The organism is Heliomarina sp., assembly GCF_052826185.1.
This window is the reverse complement of the sequence record NZ_JBRBUI010000053.1, coordinates 224,743-245,294: the sequence shown is the minus strand read 5'-3', so window position 1 is coordinate 245,294 and position 20,552 is coordinate 224,743. Positions and strand designations below refer to the sequence as shown.

16 protein-coding genes, 1 tRNA gene and 1 riboswitch are annotated in these 20,552 nt (G+C 61.3%); of the genes, 10 read left to right on the top strand and 7 right to left on the bottom strand.

The genetic code is table 11. The features are described from left to right. Positions 1–39: 39 nt before the first annotated feature. Entirely contained in the window at positions 40–687 is a 648-nt protein-coding gene (locus tag ACU0FH_RS17815; RefSeq protein ID WP_446196039.1) for a LysE family translocator, read from the bottom strand. Between the two features lie 200 nt (positions 688–887). Here ACU0FH_RS17815 and htpX point away from each other — a divergent pair, with 200 nt between their 5' ends. The 7 genes from htpX (at position 888) to ACU0FH_RS17780 (ending at position 8,699) form a co-directional block, all read left to right on the top strand. Continuing rightward, positions 888–1,823: a zinc metalloprotease HtpX gene (htpX, locus tag ACU0FH_RS17810; RefSeq protein WP_238373218.1), complete on the top strand. Its 936-nt coding sequence runs from the start codon at positions 888–890 to the stop codon at positions 1,821–1,823. Between the two features lie 90 nt (positions 1,824–1,913). Then, positions 1,914–2,402, top strand: coding sequence for an RNA pyrophosphohydrolase (locus tag ACU0FH_RS17805; protein ID WP_446196038.1), 489 nt, complete (start codon positions 1,914–1,916; stop codon positions 2,400–2,402). A gap of 117 nt (positions 2,403–2,519) precedes the next feature. After that, positions 2,520–2,616: riboswitch (TPP riboswitch) on the top strand. A 36-nt stretch (positions 2,617–2,652) separates the two neighbouring features. Next, positions 2,653–3,630, top strand: a complete 978-nt coding sequence (gene thiB, locus ACU0FH_RS17800; protein ID WP_446196037.1) for a thiamine ABC transporter substrate binding subunit — start codon at positions 2,653–2,655, stop codon at positions 3,628–3,630. Then, positions 3,606–5,171 carry a thiamine/thiamine pyrophosphate ABC transporter permease ThiP gene (locus tag ACU0FH_RS17795; protein ID WP_446196036.1) on the top strand — a complete coding sequence of 522 codons (1,566 nt, stop codon included), beginning with the start codon at positions 3,606–3,608 and terminating at the stop codon, positions 5,169–5,171. Before thiB ends, ACU0FH_RS17795 begins: the two co-directional genes overlap by 25 nt. Further along, positions 5,158–5,850 carry a thiamine ABC transporter ATP-binding protein gene (locus tag ACU0FH_RS17790; RefSeq protein WP_446196034.1) on the top strand — a complete coding sequence of 231 codons (693 nt, stop codon included), beginning with the start codon at positions 5,158–5,160 and terminating at the stop codon, positions 5,848–5,850. Before ACU0FH_RS17795 ends, ACU0FH_RS17790 begins: the two co-directional genes overlap by 14 nt. A gap of 70 nt (positions 5,851–5,920) precedes the next feature. Continuing rightward, positions 5,921–7,924 (top strand): CocE/NonD family hydrolase, encoded by a 2,004-nt coding sequence (locus tag ACU0FH_RS17785; RefSeq protein WP_446196033.1) that lies wholly within the window; start codon positions 5,921–5,923, stop codon positions 7,922–7,924. Positions 7,925–8,006: 82 nt separating this feature from the next. Further along, a complete protein-coding gene (locus ACU0FH_RS17780; RefSeq protein ID WP_446196032.1) occupies positions 8,007–8,699 on the top strand; it encodes a TetR/AcrR family transcriptional regulator in 693 nt (230 codons plus the stop codon). Positions 8,700–8,741: 42 nt separating this feature from the next. Here ACU0FH_RS17780 and ACU0FH_RS17775 read toward each other — a convergent pair whose 3' ends face one another. From ACU0FH_RS17775 to ACU0FH_RS17765, 3 genes are all read right to left on the bottom strand, one after another. After that, positions 8,742–9,686: a calcium-binding protein gene (locus ACU0FH_RS17775; protein ID WP_446196031.1), complete on the bottom strand. Its 945-nt coding sequence runs from the start codon at positions 9,684–9,686 to the stop codon at positions 8,742–8,744. A 254-nt stretch (positions 9,687–9,940) separates the two neighbouring features. Continuing rightward, positions 9,941–13,147: a hypothetical protein gene (locus ACU0FH_RS17770; RefSeq protein ID WP_446196030.1), complete on the bottom strand. Its 3,207-nt coding sequence runs from the start codon at positions 13,145–13,147 to the stop codon at positions 9,941–9,943. A 312-nt stretch (positions 13,148–13,459) separates the two neighbouring features. Further along, entirely contained in the window at positions 13,460–14,242 is a 783-nt protein-coding gene (locus ACU0FH_RS17765) for a MipA/OmpV family protein (protein ID WP_446196029.1), read from the bottom strand. A 222-nt stretch (positions 14,243–14,464) separates the two neighbouring features. Between ACU0FH_RS17765 and ACU0FH_RS17760 the strand changes: the two genes are divergently transcribed. Beyond that, positions 14,465–15,466 (top strand): SphA family protein, encoded by a 1,002-nt coding sequence (locus tag ACU0FH_RS17760; RefSeq protein WP_446196028.1) that lies wholly within the window; start codon positions 14,465–14,467, stop codon positions 15,464–15,466. 6 nt (positions 15,467–15,472) lie between these two features. Here ACU0FH_RS17760 and ACU0FH_RS17755 read toward each other — a convergent pair whose 3' ends face one another. Next, the gene (locus ACU0FH_RS17755) at positions 15,473–15,787 is read right to left on the bottom strand and encodes a DUF3775 domain-containing protein (protein WP_446196027.1); all 315 of its coding nucleotides are present in this window, start codon (positions 15,785–15,787) and stop codon (positions 15,473–15,475) included. Positions 15,788–16,033: 246 nt separating this feature from the next. Between ACU0FH_RS17755 and ACU0FH_RS17750 the strand changes: the two genes are divergently transcribed. After that, on the top strand, positions 16,034–16,855 hold the full coding sequence (locus ACU0FH_RS17750) for an ion transporter (RefSeq protein ID WP_446196026.1): 822 nt from the start codon (positions 16,034–16,036) through the stop codon (positions 16,853–16,855). Between the two features lie 169 nt (positions 16,856–17,024). On the opposite strand, the gene ACU0FH_RS17745 is transcribed toward ACU0FH_RS17750, so the two are convergent. Further along, on the bottom strand, positions 17,025–18,788 hold the full coding sequence (locus ACU0FH_RS17745) for an FG-GAP-like repeat-containing protein (RefSeq protein ID WP_446196025.1): 1,764 nt from the start codon (positions 18,786–18,788) through the stop codon (positions 17,025–17,027). 478 nt (positions 18,789–19,266) lie between these two features. Then, positions 19,267–19,353, bottom strand: a tRNA-Leu gene (locus tag ACU0FH_RS17740). Positions 19,354–19,565: 212 nt separating this feature from the next. Between ACU0FH_RS17740 and ACU0FH_RS17735 the strand changes: the two genes are divergently transcribed. Next, positions 19,566–20,549, top strand: coding sequence for a complex I NDUFA9 subunit family protein (locus ACU0FH_RS17735; RefSeq protein ID WP_446196024.1), 984 nt, complete (start codon positions 19,566–19,568; stop codon positions 20,547–20,549). Positions 20,550–20,552: the final 3 nt, after the last annotated feature.

Genomic DNA, 20,552 nt, shown 5'->3' with positions numbered 1-20,552 from the left:
CGTTGCGAAGATTGCCGTCTCGGCCGGGTTTGTCACCTGCTACGCTGCGTCATCGACGATGTCGTTTGGTATCGTACCGGTGGAAATCGCGATCCAGATGGCGATGGCGAGCAATGACAGGGCGAAGGCCAGCCGCACCGGCACCGAGCTTTGCCATGACGCAAGCCGCGTGCCGATCATCGCGCCAAGCAGGACGATGGCCGAATGCACGATCAGCGCGGTCAGTACGTGTAACCCGCCCAGCAGCAGCGTTTGCAGCCAGATCGGCCCAGCCTGCGGCGAGGTGAACTGTCCGATCACTACCATGTAAAACACCAGCGCCTTGGGGTTCAGCAGGTTGGAGATCAGGCCCCGGCGAAAGGCGTTTTCGTCGCGGATCGGCGGCACGCCTTCGGCGCTTTCAGCCCAGGCGCACCAGGCGAGGTAGACCATATAGCCCACCCCGGCCCATCGCAGCAGGTGATAGAGCCAGTCCGACGCGGCCGCTATGGCGCTGAGCCCCGTGGCGGCGGCGACGACCTGAACAGACAACCCGATGGTGATGCCAAGCACGGCGATCATGCCCGCCCGTCTGCCGGTTTGCGCCGAGAGCGCGGCAAGCCAGCCCATGTTCGGCCCCGGCGTGAGTTCGATGACGAACATCGCAATCATGAAAGAGGTCCAGTTGACCCCCAAAAGAATGTCCAAGTGCGGCCCCGTGGCTGGAATATCTGGCGTCGTTCCAGTCAGGCTGCCGCGAATAGGCGGGGAACAAAAGAGTAACTTTGCGGTATTCTAGGAAAACGGCGCCCATTAACGGCAGGGACATGCCTGCCGATATTGTGCTGACACGGGCCGTTCCTATATTTTTCCTGTCCCTTGCGGGGGCGAAGTCTGGAGATCGAAAGATGGGATATGTCAAGACGGCCATGCTGATGGCGGCGCTTACGGCGCTTTTCATGGGGCTGGGCTATTTGCTGGGCGGCACCGGCGGCGCGCTGATCGCGCTGGTCGTGGCGGCTCTCATGAATGTCTTTACCTGGTGGAATTCCGACAAGATGGTCTTGCGGATGCATAACGCCAAGCCCGTCGCTTCGGGCGACAGGCTTGGTCTTAACGATCTTGTGGCGCGGCTGGCTGAGAATGCAGGGCTGCCGATGCCCGCCGTCTACCTGATCGATACGCCGCAGCCGAATGCCTTTGCCACCGGACGCAATCCGCAGAATGCCGCCGTGGCGGTGACCTCGGGGCTGATGCAGAGCCTGTCGCGTGAGGAACTGGCCGGCGTCATCGCGCATGAGCTGGCCCATATTCGCAACCATGACACGGCGATCATGACCGTGACGGCCACCTTTGCCGGTGCGATTTCCATGCTCGCGAATTTCGCGCTGTTCTTCGGCGGCAGCCGAGAACGGATGGGGATTGTCGGCACGCTCTTGATGATGTTCCTCGCGCCGCTGGCGGCGGCTTTGGTGCAGATGGCGATCAGCCGCACCCGGGAATATGCCGCCGATAAGGCGGGGGCGCAGATCTGCGGTCAGCCGCTCTGGCTGGCCTCGGCGCTGGAGCGTATCCAGCAGGGAGCCTCGCGCATCGACAATGTCGCCGCCGAGAACAACCCCGCCACGGCGCATATGTTCATCATCAACCCGCTGCATGGCGGCGGACGGGACAAGTTGTTTTCGACTCACCCCGCGACTGAGAACCGCGTGGCGGCGCTGAAGGCAATGGCAGCACAAGGTTATGGTCATGAAAGCGTGCCTGAATCGGTGGCATCGCGGTCCTCCATTCCTTCGTCCGGACAACGCCGGGGCCGTGGCAATGGTAACGGGCCGTGGCGGTAAGCCGCTGAAGCTTGCAATGGGACAGGGCTTGCGGCAGGTCTGGGGCGCAGAGTAACGCGTCAGATCAGACCGCAGCGGAAGAGGCCGACTATGACCCCGGAAGAGATTGCCAAACTGCCCTATCGGCCCTGTGTCGGGGTGATGCTGGTCAACGGGCTAGGCGAGGTTTTCGTCGGCCAGCGCCGGGACCGCGATCAGGACGCCTGGCAAATGCCGCAGGGCGGGGTCGACAAGGGCGAAGAGGCCCGCGATGCGGCGCTGCGCGAGCTCTGGGAAGAGACTGGGGTGACCTCGGACCTTGTCGAGATCATCGGCGAAAGCGAGCTGTGGCTGCCCTATGACCTGCCGCATGATCTGGTGCCGAACATCTGGAAGGGCCGGTATCGGGGACAGGAGCAGAAATGGTTCCTGATGCGGTTCACCGGCGAAGATGCGCAGATCGATATTGCCACCGAACATCCCGAGTTCTCGGAATGGCGCTGGCTGCCGGTGGCCGATCTGGTGCCCAATATCGTGCCGTTCAAACGCGAGGTCTACGCGCGCGTGGTCGAGGAATTCGCGCCGCTGCTTGACGGATAAGCACACAGACAACGGCGGTGATCCCCGTACACCACCTGTACACCCCCTGTGCATCACGCGTGCAGCGTTTCGCCGGTCGCGCTCCCCTTGTGCCTCATGGCCGCAGGGCATAGGGTGCGGCCTACCTCGGGGGGCCAAGTGGCTGAGATGCGTAAGCAGACCCGTTGAACCTGAACCAGTTAGCACTGGCGGAGGGAAGGTATGGACATCGCGCCACCCCTTGCCCTGTCGCCGCAATAGGGAGGATGCCATGAAGTATCTTACATTTGCAGCGGGCGTATTCTGTGCCACGGGTGTTGCCGCCCAGACGCCGGAACTGACCGTTTACACCTATGACAGTTTCGTCTCGGAATGGGGTCCTGGCCCGCAGATCGAAAAAGCGTTCGAGGCCGAATGCGGCTGTGATCTGAAATTCGTCAGCGCGGGCGATGGTGCTTCGCTGCTGGCGCGGCTCAAGCTTGAAGGAGCGCGCAGCGACGCGGATGTCGTGCTGGGGCTGGATACGAACCTGATGGCCTCGGCCGAGGATTCGGGCCTCTTCGCGCCAAGCGAGGTCGATGTCGAATACGACCTGCCCGTCGCATGGGAAAGCGATACATTCGTGCCCTATGACTGGGGCTATTTCGCCTTTATTCACAACAAGGGCGTGACCCCGCCGCAGGATTTCCTTGAGCTTGCGAAGAGCGACATGAAGATCCTGATCCAGGATCCGCGTTCCTCGACGCCAGGGCTGGGCCTGCTGATGTGGGTCAAGGCGGCCTATGGTGACGACGCCGCGCAGGTCTGGGCCGATCTGGCGGATAATGTCGTGACCGTGACCAAGGGCTGGTCCGAGGCCTATGGGCTGTTTCTGGACGGCGAGGCCGACATGGTGCTGAGCTATACCACTTCGCCTGCCTATCACATCATTGCCGAAGACGACGACACCAAGGAAGCCGCCGCCTTTGACGAAGGCCATTACATGCAGGTCGAGGTAGCCGCAAAGCTGGCGGCCAGCGATCAGCCTGAACTGGCCGAACAGTTCCTGCAATTCATGGTGACGGATGCGTTCCAGTCGGTGATCCCGACGACCAACTGGATGTACCCGTCGGTGATACCGGGCGACGGTTTGCCCGAAGGGTTCGAAGGTTTGGTCGAGCCGCGCAAATCCCTGCTGCTGCCCCCGGCAGAGGTGCAGGCCGCAAGGGACGAGGCGCTGAATGAATGGCTGACCGCGCTCAGCCAGTAATCTCTCCGGTCAGCGGCAGGCCCGGGCTGGGCGCGGCGGCATTGGTCGCCGTGCTGATCCTTGGCCCGTTGCTGGCCGTCTTCCTGCGGGCCGAGGCCGGGGCGGGGCTGGTGCGCGCCGACTGGGCGGCGATCCGGTTCACCGTCTGGCAAGCAGTGCTTTCGGCGGTGATCAGCGTGGCGCTGGCCGTGCCGGTGGCGCGGGCGCTCGCGCGGCGGCGGTTCGCCGGACGTTCAATTCTGATCACGCTGCTGGGCGCACCGTTTATCCTGCCTGTGATCGTCGGGGTTCTGGGCTTGCTTGCCGTGTTCGGACGGAATGGCTGGATCAGTCACGGGCTTGGACTGATGGGCCTGCCGCCGGTGCAGGTATATGGGCTGCACGGGGTGGTGCTTGCCCATGTGTTCTTTAACCTGCCGCTGGCGACGCGGCTGCTCCTTCAGGGCTGGCAGGATATTCCCGCCGAGCATTTCCGGCTTGCCGCGCAGCTTGGCGCCGGGTCGCGGGTGATCTGGCGGCTGATCGAACGGCCGATGCTGGCGCGGGTGGTGCCCGGTGCGCTGGCGGTGATCTTTGCGATCTGCCTGACCAGTTTCGCGGTGGCGCTGACCTTGGGCGGCGGGCCGCGTGCCACCACGATCGAACTGGCGATCTATCAGGCGTTTACCTTCGATTTCGATCTTGGCCGCGCGGCGCTGCTGTCGGTGGTGCAGATCGCGCTGACCCTAGGCGCGGCGCTGATCGCGCTGCGTGTCGCCTCGGGCGACGGGTTGGGCGCGGGGCTGGATCGGCCCGTGCAGCGTTGGGACGCGGCGGGGCGCGGGGCGCGGTTGCTCGATGGCGCGCTGATCGTGGCGGCGGGGCTGTTTCTGCTGCTGCCGATGCTCGCCATCGTGGCCGAGGGCGTGCCGGGGCTGCTGCGCCTGCCCGCATGCGTTGGTCGCGCGGCGCTGGTGTCGCTGGGCGTCGCGCTGGGCAGTACTGCCGTGATGCTGCTGGTTGCCTTGCCGATGGCGCTGGCGATTGCAGCGGGGCGTGGGGCGGTCGAACTTGCCGGTCTATTGGGCCTTGCGGTGTCGCCACTCGTGATCGGCACCGGATTGTTCCTGATCGTGAACCCGATTGCCGACCCGTTTGCGCTGGCCCTGCCTGTGACGGCGGGGGTAAACGCGGTGATGGGGCTGCCCTTTGCGCTGCGTATTCTTGTGCCCGCCGCGCGTGAGGTGCTGTCGGTGCATGGGCGGCTGGCGCTGAGCCTGAACATGCGAGGGCTAACCTTTCTGCGACTGGTGATCTTGCCCCGGATGCGGCCCCAGATTGGCTTTGCTGCCGGGCTGGTCGCCGCGCTGTCGATGGGCGATCTGGGGGTTATCGCGCTGTTTGCCGAAACCGATGTGGCGACGCTGCCCCTGCAGATTTACCGGCTGATGGGGGCCTACCAGATGCAGGCGGCCTCGGGCGCGGGCCTGTTGCTGCTGGCGCTGTCGGTGGGGTTGTTCTGGACTCTAGATCGCGGGGGGCGCTGGCATGTTGCAGCTTGAACAGGTGCGCATCGACAATGGCGGGTTCGAGATGGACGCCGATTGGGCAGTCGAGCCCGGCGAAAAGATCGCGGTCATCGGCCCGTCGGGGGCGGGAAAATCGACTCTGATTGGGGCGATTGCCGGGTTTTACCCGGTGATCCGGGGTCGGATGCTGTGGCAGGGTAAGGACATCACAGCGGCCATTCCCGGAGAGCGCCCGGTGGCGATGCTCTTTCAGGATGGCAACCTATTTCCGCACCTAAGCGTCGCGGAGAATGTCGGTCTGGGTCTGCGGCCGGATTTGCGGTTGCCGGCGGCCGAGAAGGAGCAGGTGCGCGAGGCGCTGGGACGGGTCGGTTTACAAGGGATGGAGGAGCGTCGACCGGCGGCGCTTTCGGGTGGGCAGCAGAGCCGCGCGGCGCTGGCGCGTGTGCTGGTGCAGGACCGTCCGCTGCTGTTGCTCGACGAACCCTTTGCCGCGCTGGGCCCGGCGCTGCGGCGTGAGATGCTTGATCTGGTGCGGAGGCTGGCGGATGAGACGGGCAAGACAATGCTGATGGTCAGCCACGATCCCGACGACGCGCGCCGGATCGCGGACCGGATCATACTGGTCACCGAGGGCCGCGCCAATGCGCCTGTTGCAACCGGTGAAATACTGGCCAATCCGCCCGAGGCGCTGCGGCAGTATCTGGGCTAGATCCGGGCGGCGTTGCGCCCTTGCGGGGCCTGTGTCATTCAGCGGCAAATTCCCGGAAGGAAGCCGTTACATGGACCGAAACCTGCCCAATCTGCACGAAGTCAGCGAGAGCCGCCACGTAGAGATCACCCTCCCGGACGGCTGTGTTCTGGCCGCGCGGATCTGGCGGCCGGCGGATGGCACGCCGATGCCCGCGATCCTTGAATACCTGCCTTATCGCAAGGGCGACGGGACGCTCTATCGCGATGCGGTACGTGCGCCGTACATCGCAGCGCGGGGCTATGCCTATGTGCGGGTCGACATACGTGGCACCGGTGAATCCGAAGGGCTGATGGTCGATGAATATACCGCGCAGGAATTGCAGGACGGTTGCGATATCATCGCCTGGCTGGCGGCGCAGGACTGGTGCGACGGTAATGTCGGGATGGTCGGCATTTCATGGGGCGGTTTCAACGGCTTGCAGGTGGCGGCGCTGCAGCCGCCCGCGCTGAAGGCTGTCGTTTCGGTTGCCTCGACCGATGACCGCTATGCGGATGACGTGCATTACATGGGCGGGACCATGGTGGTCGATCAGATTTCATGGGCGTCGAACATGTTCGCGATCAACACGCTGCCGCCCGACCCGGATCTGGTGGGCGAAAAGTGGCGCGACATGTGGATGACGCGGCTGAAAGGCTCGGGGCTGTGGCTGAAGAACTGGCTTGAGCATCAGCGCCGCGATGAATTCTGGAAACACGGCTCGGTCTGCGAGGATATCTCGCGCATCAAGGTGCCGGTTTATGCGGTCAGCGGCTGGGCGGATGGCTATTGCCGTACCGTCTTCCGGCTGATGGAGACGTTGCAGGGGCCGAAAAAGGGGCTGGTCGGGCCGTGGTCGCATAAATACCCGCATATCGGCGTGCCCGGCCCGGCGATTGACTGGGCGGCGGAGGAGCTGCGCTGGTGGGACCAGTGGCTCAAGGGGCGCGAGACCGGGATCATGGAGGAACCGCAGCTGCGGCTCTACATGCAGGATCACGCGGCACCGGCGGGTTATTACGCCCATCGCGACGGGCGTTGGGTGGAGGAACCATCTTGGCCCTCGCCGAACATCACGCGCACCCCTTACGCGCTGGGCGCGGATGGGGTTCTGGGCGGTGAGGGTGGCGGTATGCTGTCGATCCGGTCGCCGCTGGATACCGGGCTTGCCGGGGGCAAATGGTGTTCTTACGCCAAGCCTGGCGATCAGCCGGTGGATCAGCGGCGTGACGATGCAGGCTCGTTGGTGTTTGAAACCGCGCCGCTGGCCGGTGCATTGGAAATTGCCGGGGACGCGGCGCTTGAGCTGACTTTCACCGTGGATCGACCTGTTGCACAGGTGGCGGCGCGGCTGGTGGATGTGGCGCCGGATGGGGCGGCAACACGGGTGAGCTATGGCTTGCTGAACCTCACCCATCGCGACAGCCACGAAACGCCGGAAGAGCTGGTTCCGGGCGAGGTCTACACCGCGACTGTACCCTTCAAGCATATGGCACAGACTTTCCGGGCGGGGCATCGGCTGCGGCTGTCGATTTCGACCAGCTATTTCCCCATTGCATGGCCCGCGCCGGAACCCGTGACTCTGTCGGTCGATACCGGGGCCAGCCGGTTGATACTGCCGGTGCGGGCGATCCGCGAGGAACCGACCCCGCGCGATCTGGGCACGCCGAAGGGGGCGCCGCCGATGGACGCGGAGACCCTGTCGCCGCCCAAGTTCGACTGGCAGGTGATCGAAAGCCTTTCCGCTGGCGAAACGCAGGTAGTGATTTCCGAGGACGAGGGGCGTATCCGCATTGCCGACAGCGGCATGGTAACGAACGCGCGGGTGGTCGAGACATATGGGTTCAGGGGCGACGACTGGCGGTCGTTCCGGGGGCACGTGGTCTGGGACATGGAACTGTCGCGTGACGACTGGCAGATGACCAGCCGGACTGAAACCGAGATCACGGCGACGGCGAGCCACTTCCAGATCCGGGCGCATCTCGTCGCGAAAGAAGGCGAACGGATCGCGCATGAGGAAAACTGGGTCTGCGACATTCCGCGTGATCTGCTCTGAGCGGAAGATAGCCGTCGCCCATTCAGCGCTTTATCGTACCGGTTGGTTCGATTATGATCCCGTTATCTGATCTGGGGGATCAATGGCGGAGAAACCGGCAAACACATCCCGTTGCGAAGGTGATGCGGCGGGCAAGGTGAAGACCCGCTACCGTCGCCATGCGGCAGGAGAGGACCCGGCCAAACGGGGCCAGATCCTGAAGGGCGCGATGCAGTGCTTTATGGAGAACGGGTTCGACGCGACCAGCATGAACGAGGTCTGTCGTGCGGCGGGCGTGTCCAAGGGCACGCTCTATGTCTATTTCACGGACAAGGTGGATCTTTTCGAAGCGCTGGTGGCGGAAGAGCGTGACCGGATGTTCGAGGGTATCGAAGCCCTGCTGAAGCAGGATTTGCCCTTGCGCGAGAAACTGGTGCTTTTCGGGCGGCTCATGGTCGAGGTGCTGTGTTCGGACCGGGTGATCCGTTCGCAGCGGATCGTTGCGGGGATTGTCGAGCGGATGCCCGATGTCGGCGCGCGTTTCTACGATGTGGCGGCGCGGCGGACCAATGCCTCGCTTGCAGAACTGCTGGAACGCGAGAGTGCCGCCGGGCGGGTGGATATTCCGGATATCGACCTTGCCGCGAGCCAGTTCTCGGAACTGGTCTGTGCGGGCATCTGGCGGGCAAGACTGTTCGGGAAACGGGAAACGCCGCCGTCGACCGCCGAGATAGAGACACATGTGCAATCGGCGGTCGGGATGTTCCTGCGCGCCTATGAAAAGCGTGTGGAGTAGAGGAAAGGGCAGATCAGTGCCGCCCTTTCCGATTCTCAGAACTCAGAAGATAAAGTCGTTCGCCGACAGGTCGTCGAGGCTGGTGTCGAGCAGGACGATCAGGTTGTCGCCATCATCGCCAAAGTCATAGACGACCTTGTTGCCACGCTCGACGGCGGCCGAAAGGAATTCGTCAAAGCTGGTAGCTTCGCCGTCGAAGTTCGAAAAGTCGAGGCTGTCGCGGTCCGGGGTGAAATCGGTGATCTTGTCCTTTCCGATGTTGTCCTCGAAGACAAAGGTGTCACGCCCCTTGCCACCGGTCAGCACGTCCTTGCCCTTGCCGCCGATCAGCGTGTCGGCGCCTTTGCCACCGATCAGGGTGTCGTGGCCGTTACCGCCGTCGAGCGTATCGTCGCCCTTGTTGCCCTTGAGCGTATCGCTGTTGCGGCCACCCTTGAGCACGTCGTCGCCAGCGCCGCCCTTGAGCACATCATCGCCGCGCTTACCGGTCAGGGTGTCGTCGAAACGGTAGCCCTTGAAGCTGTCATCGCCATTCGCACCGGTAAAGTCGATGCTGTCCGTCTTGATGTAGCTGGCGAGGAAGTCGGACCGGTCCGAGCCATCGTCGGACATGCCGAAGAAGCCGTAGACCATGTCATGGGCGTCGTCTTCGTTGCTGATTTCAGGATCGAAAGAGACGCTGTAATCGCTCTGGTCGAGCGCAAGGGCGCTGTTCGAGAGCGTCGCGCCATAGCCGAGGTCGACACCGCTGACCGGGCCGGACAGGGTGTGGGTGGTCATGCTGTAGACGATCTCTCCGCGCAGGATATAGGCCTGCGAGGCCGGGTTGGCGGTATCTGTGATATCAGATTCCGCGCCCGCGTAATCGCCCTGAAGACCGTCCGAAAAGGTGCCTCGTCCTGCTGGAGTGAATGCGGCATCGAAGGTATCGAGATATGCGAGAAAATCGGTAACGCTGTCGTTGCCGGTGGTAATGGTGATGGTCATGGCGTCTCCTGTACGGTCAGCGCCCTGATCGGTGGGAAAGTGCCAGCGACGGGAACGGACCGAAAACCTGTTTTGCTCGCGTTGCGAGGCTGTACTGAACGGGCTGGGTTCCTGTCGCGACCATCTGGGTCGCGCGGCTGGACCGCCGCCTTGCGGGGTCCGTGCCTAGCTGCTCATCGGCTACCGATTCTGACTATTTTTGTCAAGAATATGTCGGGAATAATTTTCGCTTGCCTTGAACAGAGGTCGAAAAGCTATTGCTTGGCAATTTCATCCGTGTCTTCAGGCGGTTGGCCCTTGACGGGCGGTGTCTTCTGCCCCTGTGACGACAGGAAACGGTCGGGGCTGGAATAGTGGTATTCCTGATCCACCGCGTTCAGCAGAAAGAGATAGGCAAGCGGGCGCGAGAAGCGCTGGCCGGGAAAATAGGTCTCGAACAGGCCCTTGGCCTTGGTGCTGTGCGAAAAGAATTCGTAGATGCGCTGCTGCACGTGCTGGATCAGGTCGGGATCGTTCTTTGATACCAGCAGGGCGTAGGGTTCGTAGGAATAAGCCTTGTCCTTGACCCGGATTTCGCTGCCGGGGCAGGGACGTCCCGAGCGTCTCCAGGCGCGGAGCTTGGCCAAGATGATGTCGCGGTCGCCAAAGTAGATCCGGTGCGGCCGGCCTTCGCGTTCGCTGCAGAACCAGCTGATCGCATCGTTGTGCAGGCTCATGGCGCAGAAGACATAATGCGGGTCAACCGGTTCAGGCGGGCCGAGGGTTTTCTCGGACCGGCTTGCGCAATCGGCCACCGGGTTGGCCGGATCGGAGTCGGATATCCCGGCGCAGGGGTCGATCGAATTTCCCTGTGGGTCGCTGCGGTTCCGGACATCGAAAAGGTCTATTTCGCAGGCCTGCCGGACGATTTCCTCGGAGGTCGTGTCCTTGATGAATCCGAGATAGGTGGGGCCAAGTGCGCTGCCGCTGCCGTCGCGTTCAAGGTAGGACACGCCCGAGGTGAAGACGATGGGCGAGAAGATCCCGTCATAGTCCCTTTCCTCGAGCCCGGCAGGGCGCTGGTAGCGCACGGTGATCGGATCGCAGATCACATCCACGCCTGCCGTGTCCGGATCGTCGGTGTCGGGGTCGAAACGTCGTGGCGGCGCGCCAGCCGGAGGCGGGGCCTTCAGGCGCCTGATGCGGGTATCGGCGGTGATCCGGGTCTGGTGAACCACGTATTTGCTGCTGTTGAAGATGTAATGGCAGAGGTCGGCGATATAGCCGATGTACTGCGGCTCATCGTCGCCGGATTCCATTCGGTAGGAGAACGGTTCGGCATCCTCGCGAAAGCCGAGCAATATGTCGATACGCTGTTCGCGGTCATGCGATTCTGCCTCGGCTGGGGCGGGGGCTAGGCTTGCGAGGCTCAGCGCGAGGGTTGCGGCTGCGGCGGCGGCTGTTTTGGCGGCCAGAGCAGCATCGGGGCCGGTGGTTTTCCTATCGGGGACGGCTTCCGTTGTGCGATGGGCACGGGCCCATGCGAAACAGACCACAAGGAAGGGCAGCAACGTGTACACGAGGTAATCGAGACCGAAATATTCGTAGAAGCAGGAGGTAAAACCCTTGCCGGTTGCGCCTGACCCGCGGAAGAAATCAAAAAGGTAGTATTCGCCGTAGACCATATCGCTTTCGGTGCAGGAGTAGGTCGCATAGGCTTGTTCGGTCGCGTCCCAGGACAGGGACCACGCGGCGGTGATCCCGTAGTAAAGCGCGACTGTCACCAACGCGTTGATCACGGCGACGGTGATAATCGCGCCGGACCGGGTTGGCTTGGGCGATCGCGCCCATTCCACGACAAACACCGCGAAAAGCGCCTGCACCACGCCAATCGGGGCGTATGAGGCGTAGTAGAGCACGAAAGGTGTCGGCTGACGCAGAAAGTTGAAGAACAGCTCGCGCTTGTCCTCGGAGATCACGACGGAGGACAGGAAGGCGGTGCCCACCAGCCCGAGAAGCGCGATCACGCCCGCGATGCAGATGATGCGGATCACCTGCGACAGGATGCGGTAGGACAGGCGCAGCGGCACCATGTTTGTCCATCTTTGCCGGGGGCTGAGCAGGGCGCTCGTCCCGCGATGCACCTGATGATCGACGAGGAAGAAACGCCAATACATGACGGCTGTGATCGGGAAGAGGAACAGCGAGGCTGTCTTGAGAGTCTCGACCGTGGCCGTCCAGAAGATCAGCGGCGGGCTTGGCGGCTTCCATGTCAGGGTGGGGTGCATGTGCTGCCATATGAAAATGGCATAGGCCACGCCAACCAGCAGAAAGACTGAAAAGGCAAGGTTTCTTTCCAGCCCCGGCGCGGCGTGCAGCTCCGGGAAGGTTTCGCGCAGAAGCCTGCGCAGGTCGGGGTTCAGCACCGCATCGAAATCGCCGTCACGCTCGGCATAGACGGTAAAAAGCGAGGCCAGCTCATCGCGCAGCTTTTCCATCTTTTCCGTGGCTTCGCGGAACTTCTTGCGCAGCATCTGCTGGTGCGCGGCGAGCGCGTCGGTATCCTTGGATTTATGGCGGGCGATGCTTTCGCGCGAGGGTTTTTCATAATCCTGAACGATGAGGCTTTCGAATTCGCCAAGCAGGCTCATCGCCTCGGCCATCAGCTCTTCCTGCAGGGGGGCGAGTTTCTGGCGGATGCCGGTTTCGGGCCAGTTGCCGATGCGCTCGTCCTTGAGCCATGACACCATCAGCTCGATCTCGTCACGCCGGTTGTAGAACTTGATCGGGTCTTCGGTGACGCCGAAATGGGTGTGTATCCAGGCGGGCACCTCTTCGGGCACCGGTTCGACGCCATCTTTCGTTTCGCGCCGCAGCATCGGGGTTTTGTCGTAGTAACCGCCGCTTTGCAGCCGGGCGATGAAATCGCGCGTATGCGCCTCGACCCTTGTGGGGATGCCCACAAGCTGGTGCGTGGCGATGCGCAGCCATTCCTCGGGCACTTGCAGAATGCGGAACAGCGGCAGGAACCCGGCAAAGCCAAAGGCCAGCGTCAGCGGCCAGTTCGGATTGTCGAGGTCGATGTTGCTGGTGTCCATCTGGATACCGGCCACCGGGCTCATGTTGAGCAGGTGAAAGATCAGCTCTCCGAAAAAGGTGAGGCTGAGATAGACGAAGAGGATGCAGGAGACATAGACGAAATAGGCGCGTCCCATCGGGCTGCGGGCGCGCAGGTCGGTCGGCGCCAGATGCTGCATCACCCGGTAATCGAGCGATTTCTGATCGTAGGAATGTTCGCGAAACCGCCGCCAGGCAAAGATCATGATAATGATCGACCCGGCAATGAAGGCGAAAACGAAATCCCAATTGAAAGTCAGGCCAGAAAAAGGGACATCCGGCGCCAGTTCATTCTTGAGAAGATTGTCATTCCACAAAGAAGGAACAAGCCCTTCGGGCCAGATGTCCCTGAAAGCGTTTTCCATTTAACCAACCCCACCGCGATGAAATAGCTGTGGGAACCTAATTATAACCAGCAATCATCCGCATTTCTGCTGTTTTGGATTACACGGATTCCCCGCCTGAGCGTCCCCGCCTGCGACTGTAATTGACGCTGCAGCAAGAACGGTAACCACGAACAATGCGATAGAAAATTTCTTCATGATTCCCTCCAAATACTCTTTCAGCATACCAAATTCCGCCGAAAATTACAACTTTAGGTAATCATGGCTTGACTTGAGCAACTTGAGCGGGATTTGCGCTTGCGATCCGACAGTTTAGGGAAACAGGCCCCGCTTTCACCATGCGCGGGCGACGCCGATGCCGAAGAAAAGCTGGCCCTCGGATTCGGTCGCTGGGCTGTTGGCGGCATCGTCGATCAGGCGGCTGTAGAGGACGCCCGCGCCGACGGCCCATTCGGTGCTGACGGGTTGCACAAAGTAGATCGAGGCGCGGATGTCGCGCCAGCCGGACCCGGGCAGGAACTCTCCGATCCCGGTCAGGGCGGCATCGGTGGCGTCGACGCCGAAATAGGTATCCATGTACTGGCCCGACCCCCAGCTTGCAGCCAGCCCGAGACCGAGCGCCCCATAACGGCCCGCAGGTAGCCAGCGCCGGATGCTGACATCGGCGACATGGCCGTCATGCACGCCGGTGACGTCCTGAAGGGTGCCCCCGGCAAAGCGCCAGCGGTTTCTGGGGTCATTGCTGCTGGTTTCAAAGGCGACAAAGCCGCCTAGATCGAGCGACATGGAGATATCGGAAAGACCGCTTTCCGCATCCGAGCGGCCAAAGCGCAGGATACCGGCGGGGCCGATGCGCCAGTTCGGATGGTCGAGCAGGTTGATGCTGAGATAATTCGCCTCGAGGCTGACAAATCTTTCGCCAAAGTTCAGCCGTCCGGCGGGTGCGATGGCCCATGTGTTGTCATCGGCACCTGCATAGCGTGGCCCCGCCCCGACACCGAGCGCGAAGAACTGGGGAAAGCCGGGTACGTCGATCCCGTTTCCCTCGGCATGGGCGGCTTTGGTCAGGCCAAGCGTCGCCGTCAGAGCGAGGGCTAGAGTGCGATAACAGTACATGTGGCGCAAGCCTCGCGGCGGTTGAGTGAGGTGATCATGAAAACGTTTTCAGCGGGGCGGTTTGCGGGGGCGGGTGGTTCATAAAGATTGCCGGATGTCGGGGATACGTGTACAATTCTAGGTTGAGTGCGTGTGGGGTTCAATGCGCTTGTTCAATGTCATGCTGCGCGGTTGTCGGTCTGGTGCGGGCAGCAGGTTCATCTTGCTGAGTGGGAGTTAGAAATGTCTGTCACGAACAATCAATTTCATCCGCCTGTGCATGTCGGGTCCGGGCTTCGGGCGCTGGGTCTTTGCGGCGCGCTTGCCGCGGCCACCTTGGCGCCCGAACGGGCTGCCGCGGTCGAAGGCGGGGCCGGGTTCTATATTCTCGGGTCACGGACCACGATGGGCGGGGCGGTGCCACCGCCCGGCACCTATTTCATGCAGCAGTTCTATGGTTTCGATGGCAGCTCGACCACGAATGTCACTGGCGCCAACGGTAATCTGTTGCTGGATTTCGACGCCTCGGCCTTTATCTCGCTCTCGACGGTGATCTGGGCGCCGGACAGTGCGCCGATCATGGGCGGGCGTCCCTATTTCCTTGCGGTTCTGCCGGTTGGGAACAAGTCGGTATCCGCATCTGGAATCCTGACAGGACCGGGCGGAGGGGTTTTGTCGGGCGCGGTCAGTGACGACAATACCGTGATCGGCGACCCGGTGCTGGGCGGTGGCCTTGGCTGGGGCGCGGGGCCGTGGTTCAGTTCGCTGAACGTGCTGGTGAACGTCCCGGTCGGCGAATACGATGCGTCGCGGGTCGCCAACGTCGCGTTTAACCGCTGGGCCACGGATATCACTGGCGCGCTCACATGGATCGATCCGGCCAGCGGCTGGCAGGCGGATCTGGCGCTGGGCGTTACCTTTAACGGGAATAACGACGATACCGATTATCACTCGGGCGACGAGTTCCACCTGGAAGCGGCGGTGATGAAGACCTTTGCCAATGGCCTGTCGGCGGGGCTTCAGGGCTATTACTACGAACAGATCAATGGCGACAGCGGCAGCGGCGCGGTGCTTGGGGATTTCGAAGGGCAGGTTTCGGCCATCGGTCCCGCCATCGCCTATACCGCCGAGATCAGCGGCATCCCGGTCAGTTTCGAAGCGCGATTCTTTCACGAGTTCGACGCCAGAAACCGGATTCCCGGCGACACGTTCCTGTTTAACGTCAGCTTTCCGCTGGGGCTGTGAGCCGGGTCAAAGGTCGTCTTCTTCGTCGGTGACGTCGATGCCAAGCTTGTCGAGCGCGTCTTCGAGATGTTCGGCAAGGCTCGGGATGCCCGAGAGGTAGCGCTCGGTCGGGGCCGAGGCTTCGAGCCGGGCCTCTTCCTTGGCGTCTTCCAGTTCCTCGGGTTCGAAGGAGCCGCGACCGATCCACATCAGGGCGACGAGGTTCAGTTTCTCGTCATCGTTGAGGCCCGAGATGTAATCCGCGAGCTTGACGCTGTCGGGACCGTATTCCCGGGTGAGCGCGATGACCCTGACGACTTTTCCGGTACTGATTTCAAGCATGATGACCTGCCTTTTCCCGGGGCAGCATGTTGCGCGCGCCCCGTGGTTTCAGAACAGCACAGGGGGCGGTGACGTTCAAGGGCGTGCGGCGAATGCCCGGTATGTAAGAGTATGGGGGCGTAAACGAAGATTTTATGCCGATCGGCGGGTACAGACCATGAAGGATCATGGTCTTGTCAGCTCATCTTGTGTATCGGGCGACCGAAAGCTTCCCGTTGCAGAAGACACCGAAAGACAAGATCAGGCATGACCGATTTTTCCCGTCCCACTCTGCGTGAGCGCGCCGCGCAATTCACCGACAGTCGCGCGTTTCAGAACTTTATCCTGTTCGTGATCCTGTTCAATGCGGGCATACTTGGCCTCGAAACCTCTGACACCGCCATGCAGCGGGTCGGGCCGCTGATCAAGCTGTTGGATCGTATCTGCCTTGTCATCTTCGTCGTGGAAATCGGTCTTAAGTTCTTTGGCCGGGGTCTCGGGTTTTTCCGGCGCGGGTGGAGCGTTTTCGACTTTGTCATCGTCGCGATATCGCTGATCCCGGCGGCGCAGGGGCTAAGCGTGCTGCGTGCTCTGCGTATCCTGCGACTGCTGCGCGTGATCTCGATGGCGCCGTCGTTGCGACGGGTGGTCGAGGGTCTGTTCAAGGCGATCCCCGGCATGGCCTCGGTTTTCGTCCTGATGGCGGTGATCTTCTACATCGGGTCAGTGATGGCGACCAAGCTGTTCGGCGACAGCTTCCCCGAATGGTTCGGAACGCTGGCCCAGTCGGGCTATACCCTGTTCCAGATCATGACTCTGGAGAGCTGGTCGATGGGGATCGTGCGCCCGGTGATGGAGCAGTATCAGCAGGCGTGGCTGTTCTTTGTCCCGTTCATCATCGTGACGACTTTTGCGGTGGTGAACCTTTTGGTCGGCCTGATCGTGAACTCGATGCAGGACGCGCATCATGAGGAAGATAGCGAAAAGACCGACCTTTACCGGGACGAGGTTCTGGCCCGCCTTGCCGAACTTGAGGCGCTGATCCGGTCGGAAAAGGACAGTTCCAAAGCGGATACAGGTCGGCGCTGACCGCGTGGGTGCTGATGCGTTCGGGCGGGTGTGACGCGCTGCTGTGCGAGGCGAAGAGATGGCGGCGCGGCGTGGCCGAACTGTCTATTCGCCGCGCCTGACAAGGACGACCATAGTGGCTGAGAAAGTTGCAGCCTCGGCCATCAAACGCCTCTTGCCGACACCCCGATCAGAACAGGAAGTCGCCTGCGTCGAGTTCCGACATGTCTACGGATTTCAGAATGATCTTGTTCGTCCCGGCCTCGATCACGACGTCGTCACCGTCCTGCGACATGTGGTTGTTCGACAGGTCCCGGAAGTTCTTGATCGGCTTCACGCCCGACAGGTCGATGTCTTCCTTGTCGTTCAGTGCGTTGAAGTCCTTGATCAGGTCCCGACCGAATTTACCCTTGAAGATGAAATCATCCGCACCGCCAGAGCCGCGCATCTTGTCGTTGCCCTTGCTTCCGACGATCCTGTCGTTGCCGGCTCCACCAACAAGGTTATCGTTGCCGTTCCCGCCGATCAGTACATCGGCCCCGCCGTTACCTTTCAGAAGGTCGTCGCCTCCGCCGCTTTTGAGCTTGTCCTTGGAAGACCCGCCGAACAGCTTGTCATGCCCGCTCCCGCCTTTCAGCGTATCTTTCCCTGATCCGCCGAAAAGCTTGTCATCGCCTTTTGCGCCTTTGAGCTGGTCGCGCGCCGCCCCGCCGCGCATAACATCGTCCGACTGCGTGCCTGTCCGGTTAATTCCGGGCATATTGGTGACGGAGATGTCCGAGCCATACTCGCTCATCGGGACCTCTGCGATGCGGAGGCCGTCGCCCCAATACGTGGCCGCAAAAACACTCTCAGCCTTCGGGTCGAGCGCATAGAACAGGTATTCATCGCCACCCTGGTCAATTGTGTAATCGGAAGTGACGGTAATGAATCGCCCGCCGGTATTGATGTAGGACACCGGGCCAAACCCCGAGGACTGGCTGGTCAGAAGGTCGGTCAGCCCGTCGCCGTTGATGTCAGCGGGCTGGAGCCGCATGATCCATTCCTGCCCGGTATCGAACCCCGGCAGGAATGTGTCGGTCTCGTCGGCAAAGCTGCCATCATCCTGCTGGATCAGGACCTGAATGGCACCACCATCGTAATTGTCGCCGGTCTGGCTGAACAGGATATCGAGGCGTCCGTCGTTGTTGAGATCGGCGGTTTTGGTGCTGACGGTGATCGAGTCCTTCTGGAAGCGACCGATCGGCAATTCCTGTTTCTCGACAAAGTCCTGCGCGTCATCATCCCAGGTCATGACTCTGGAAACGGACCGCGCGTCCATCCCGAGGATCAGCTCTGGCTGGCCGTCCTTGTCCAGATCAGCGATGTAGGATGACGTGTATTTGTATTGGAACAGGCCAAACAGTTTTTGGTCCAGTTTCTTGCGCTGGAACGTGCCGTCTCCGGCTCCGAGCAGCAGGTAAGGATCAATCTCTTTATTGCCGAAAACAGTGCCGACATAGATATCCTGATTGCCGTCGCCGTTAACGTCACCGTGAGTGACCGAATGCGTGAAATCCGAAAGTCCGGGCAGATTATCGGTGGCGTCGGTAAAGCCGCCTTTGCCGTCCGAGAGGTACAGAAGGTTCGGTTCGCCTTCAAAAGGTTCGGTATCGTAGCCGCCCGCCCCAAGGTAAATGTCGAGATCCCCATCGCCGTTGAAGTCGGCGAATTCAAAATCGCTGATGCTGTTCTGGACCGAGGGGCCGGGCAGCCGTTTCAGGCTGAGAGTGCCGGTGCCGTCGTTATACAAAATGAACGGCGTAGTTTCTATTTTCGGCGTGGGAGGAAACGACCCGATGGTCACGACCACGTCCATGTCGCCGTCCTGATCAATATCGACCCCGGCCAAGTTGACCGTATCGGTTCCGCTTAGAAAGGATGGTTGGAAAATCTGTGCAGGATAGTTTGTCATATTATGCCGGTAGAGTAGATCTTATACTTTGAGGCCTCTTTCAGACGCCCCTTCAATGGTTGAGGTGATATGATTCAATCCTGACCGTGCATGGAATTGAGAAATCGGGCAAGAATTAATTGGATTTTTCCATTTGAGGTCAGGTGCCGTTATTAATGTGAATTGTTAACGTCTGATTAATTCATGCATCCTGCCCGAGTTGAAACACCGTGACTTCGGGGCGCTGTGCATTCGAATCTTGTGTCATGAACAAGCAGGAGCAGGCATGACGATTTTGAGCCCGCACTCGATTGGAAATCACAGGCGGATGCGTCGCGAATGTCGTGGGGGATGCCTTGACGCTGAAACTTCGTTGGAGTGATCTGCATCGCCACAAGCCGCGCAGATTGGTCACTTTTCCGGCGACGTCCACCATGGCCGGTCCGGCCGCAGGCGTACCCTGCAGGCCATTGCGATGTAACGAATTTTCGTGCTTTTATGGTGCCCAGGAGAGGACTCGAACCTCCACATCGTTGCCAATACTAGCACCTGAAGCTAGCGCGTCTACCAATTCCGCCACCTGGGCAGGTGTCGTGAGCCGTGCACTTAAGGATTAGCGAGCGGGGTGTCAAACGGATTTTCGCGGAGTCAGGTAAAGTTTTTTGCCTTAACGTTACGATAATCCGCCGGGCGTTCGGGTTTGTCCCTTAGGCGCGGGCGAAACGCGTCGATTTGCGCCTTGTTCGCAAGGGCGTAGAGCGGTAGATCACGGTAAAAGTCAGTTACGGGAGAGCACGGATGTCCAGACTGGTGACGATCATTGGCGGGTCCGGCTTTGTCGGGCGCTACATTGCCCGGCGGATGGCCAAACAGGGCTGGCGCGTGCGCGTCGCGGTGCGCCGCCCCAACGAGGCAGCCTTTGTGCGCCCCTATGGCGCGGTCGGCCAGGTTGAGCCTGTGCTGTGCAATATCCGCGACGATGCTTCGGTTTCCTCGGTTATCAAGGGCGCGGATGCGGTGGTGAACTGCGTTGGTATCCTCGCCGAGAAAAGCCGCAATACATTCGACTCGGTCCAGAGCGAAGGTGCGGCCCGCGTGGCGCGGCTGGCGGCTGTCGAAGGTGTCGAGCATCTGGTTCAGATTTCGGCCATCGGCGCGGACACCGAGGCCGAGAGCGACTACGCCCGAACCAAGGGCGAAGGCGAAGCGGCGGTGCTTGAGCATTTCCCGTCGGCGGTGATCCTTCGGCCTTCGATTATCTTTGGCGCCGAGGACCAGTTCTTTAACCGCTTCGGCGGCATGGCGATGTTCTCGCCGGTGGTGCCGCTGGTCGGGCCAGAGACGCGTTTTCAGCCCGTCTATGTGGACGATGTCGCCGAGGCTGCCGTAAAGGGCGTTCTGGGCGAGGCTGCGCCGGGAATCTATGAACTTGGCGGACCAGAAACCGCGACTTTCCGCGGCCTGATGGAAAAGATGCTGGGCATGATCCATCGCAAGCGCGTGATGATCGGCCTGCCGTTCTTTGCCGCGCGGATCATGGCCGGGGGGCTCGACCTGCTGCAGTTCCTGTCCTTCGGGATCTTCCGCAACACCATGCTGACGCGCGATCAGGTCCGGAACCTGGCGGTCGACAACGTGGTGGCCGAGGATGCCAAGGGCTTTGACGATCTGGGAATCAAGCCGGTCGCGATGGAGGCGATCCTGCCGGATTACCTGTGGCGCTTCCGTCCTTCGGGTCAGTACGACGCGATCAAGCAGTCCGCAGGCAACCTGCGGACCTGATCG

What these genes read in the sequence shown, in the direction of transcription:
- htpX (WP_238373218.1), top strand. Translation starts at nt 888, where the DNA reads ATGGGATATGTCAAGACGGCCATGCTGATGGCGGCGCTTACGGCGCTT.
- ACU0FH_RS17805 (WP_446196038.1), top strand. Translation starts at nt 1,914, where the DNA reads ATGACCCCGGAAGAGATTGCCAAACTGCCCTATCGGCCCTGTGTCGGG.
- thiB (WP_446196037.1), top strand. Translation starts at nt 2,653, where the DNA reads ATGAAGTATCTTACATTTGCAGCGGGCGTATTCTGTGCCACGGGTGTT.
- ACU0FH_RS17795 (WP_446196036.1), top strand. Translation starts at nt 3,606, where the DNA reads ATGGCTGACCGCGCTCAGCCAGTAATCTCTCCGGTCAGCGGCAGGCCC.
- ACU0FH_RS17790 (WP_446196034.1), top strand. Translation starts at nt 5,158, where the DNA reads ATGTTGCAGCTTGAACAGGTGCGCATCGACAATGGCGGGTTCGAGATG.
- ACU0FH_RS17785 (WP_446196033.1), top strand. Translation starts at nt 5,921, where the DNA reads ATGGACCGAAACCTGCCCAATCTGCACGAAGTCAGCGAGAGCCGCCAC.
- ACU0FH_RS17780 (WP_446196032.1), top strand. Translation starts at nt 8,007, where the DNA reads ATGGCGGAGAAACCGGCAAACACATCCCGTTGCGAAGGTGATGCGGCG.
- ACU0FH_RS17775 (WP_446196031.1), bottom strand. Translation starts at nt 9,686, where the DNA reads ATGACCATCACCATTACCACCGGCAACGACAGCGTTACCGATTTTCTC.
- ACU0FH_RS17770 (WP_446196030.1), bottom strand. Translation starts at nt 13,147, where the DNA reads ATGGAAAACGCTTTCAGGGACATCTGGCCCGAAGGGCTTGTTCCTTCT.
- ACU0FH_RS17765 (WP_446196029.1), bottom strand. Translation starts at nt 14,242, where the DNA reads ATGTACTGTTATCGCACTCTAGCCCTCGCTCTGACGGCGACGCTTGGC.
- ACU0FH_RS17760 (WP_446196028.1), top strand. Translation starts at nt 14,465, where the DNA reads ATGTCTGTCACGAACAATCAATTTCATCCGCCTGTGCATGTCGGGTCC.
- ACU0FH_RS17755 (WP_446196027.1), bottom strand. Translation starts at nt 15,787, where the DNA reads ATGCTTGAAATCAGTACCGGAAAAGTCGTCAGGGTCATCGCGCTCACC.
- ACU0FH_RS17750 (WP_446196026.1), top strand. Translation starts at nt 16,034, where the DNA reads ATGACCGATTTTTCCCGTCCCACTCTGCGTGAGCGCGCCGCGCAATTC.
- ACU0FH_RS17745 (WP_446196025.1), bottom strand. Translation starts at nt 18,788, where the DNA reads ATGACAAACTATCCTGCACAGATTTTCCAACCATCCTTTCTAAGCGGA.
- ACU0FH_RS17735 (WP_446196024.1), top strand. Translation starts at nt 19,566, where the DNA reads ATGTCCAGACTGGTGACGATCATTGGCGGGTCCGGCTTTGTCGGGCGC.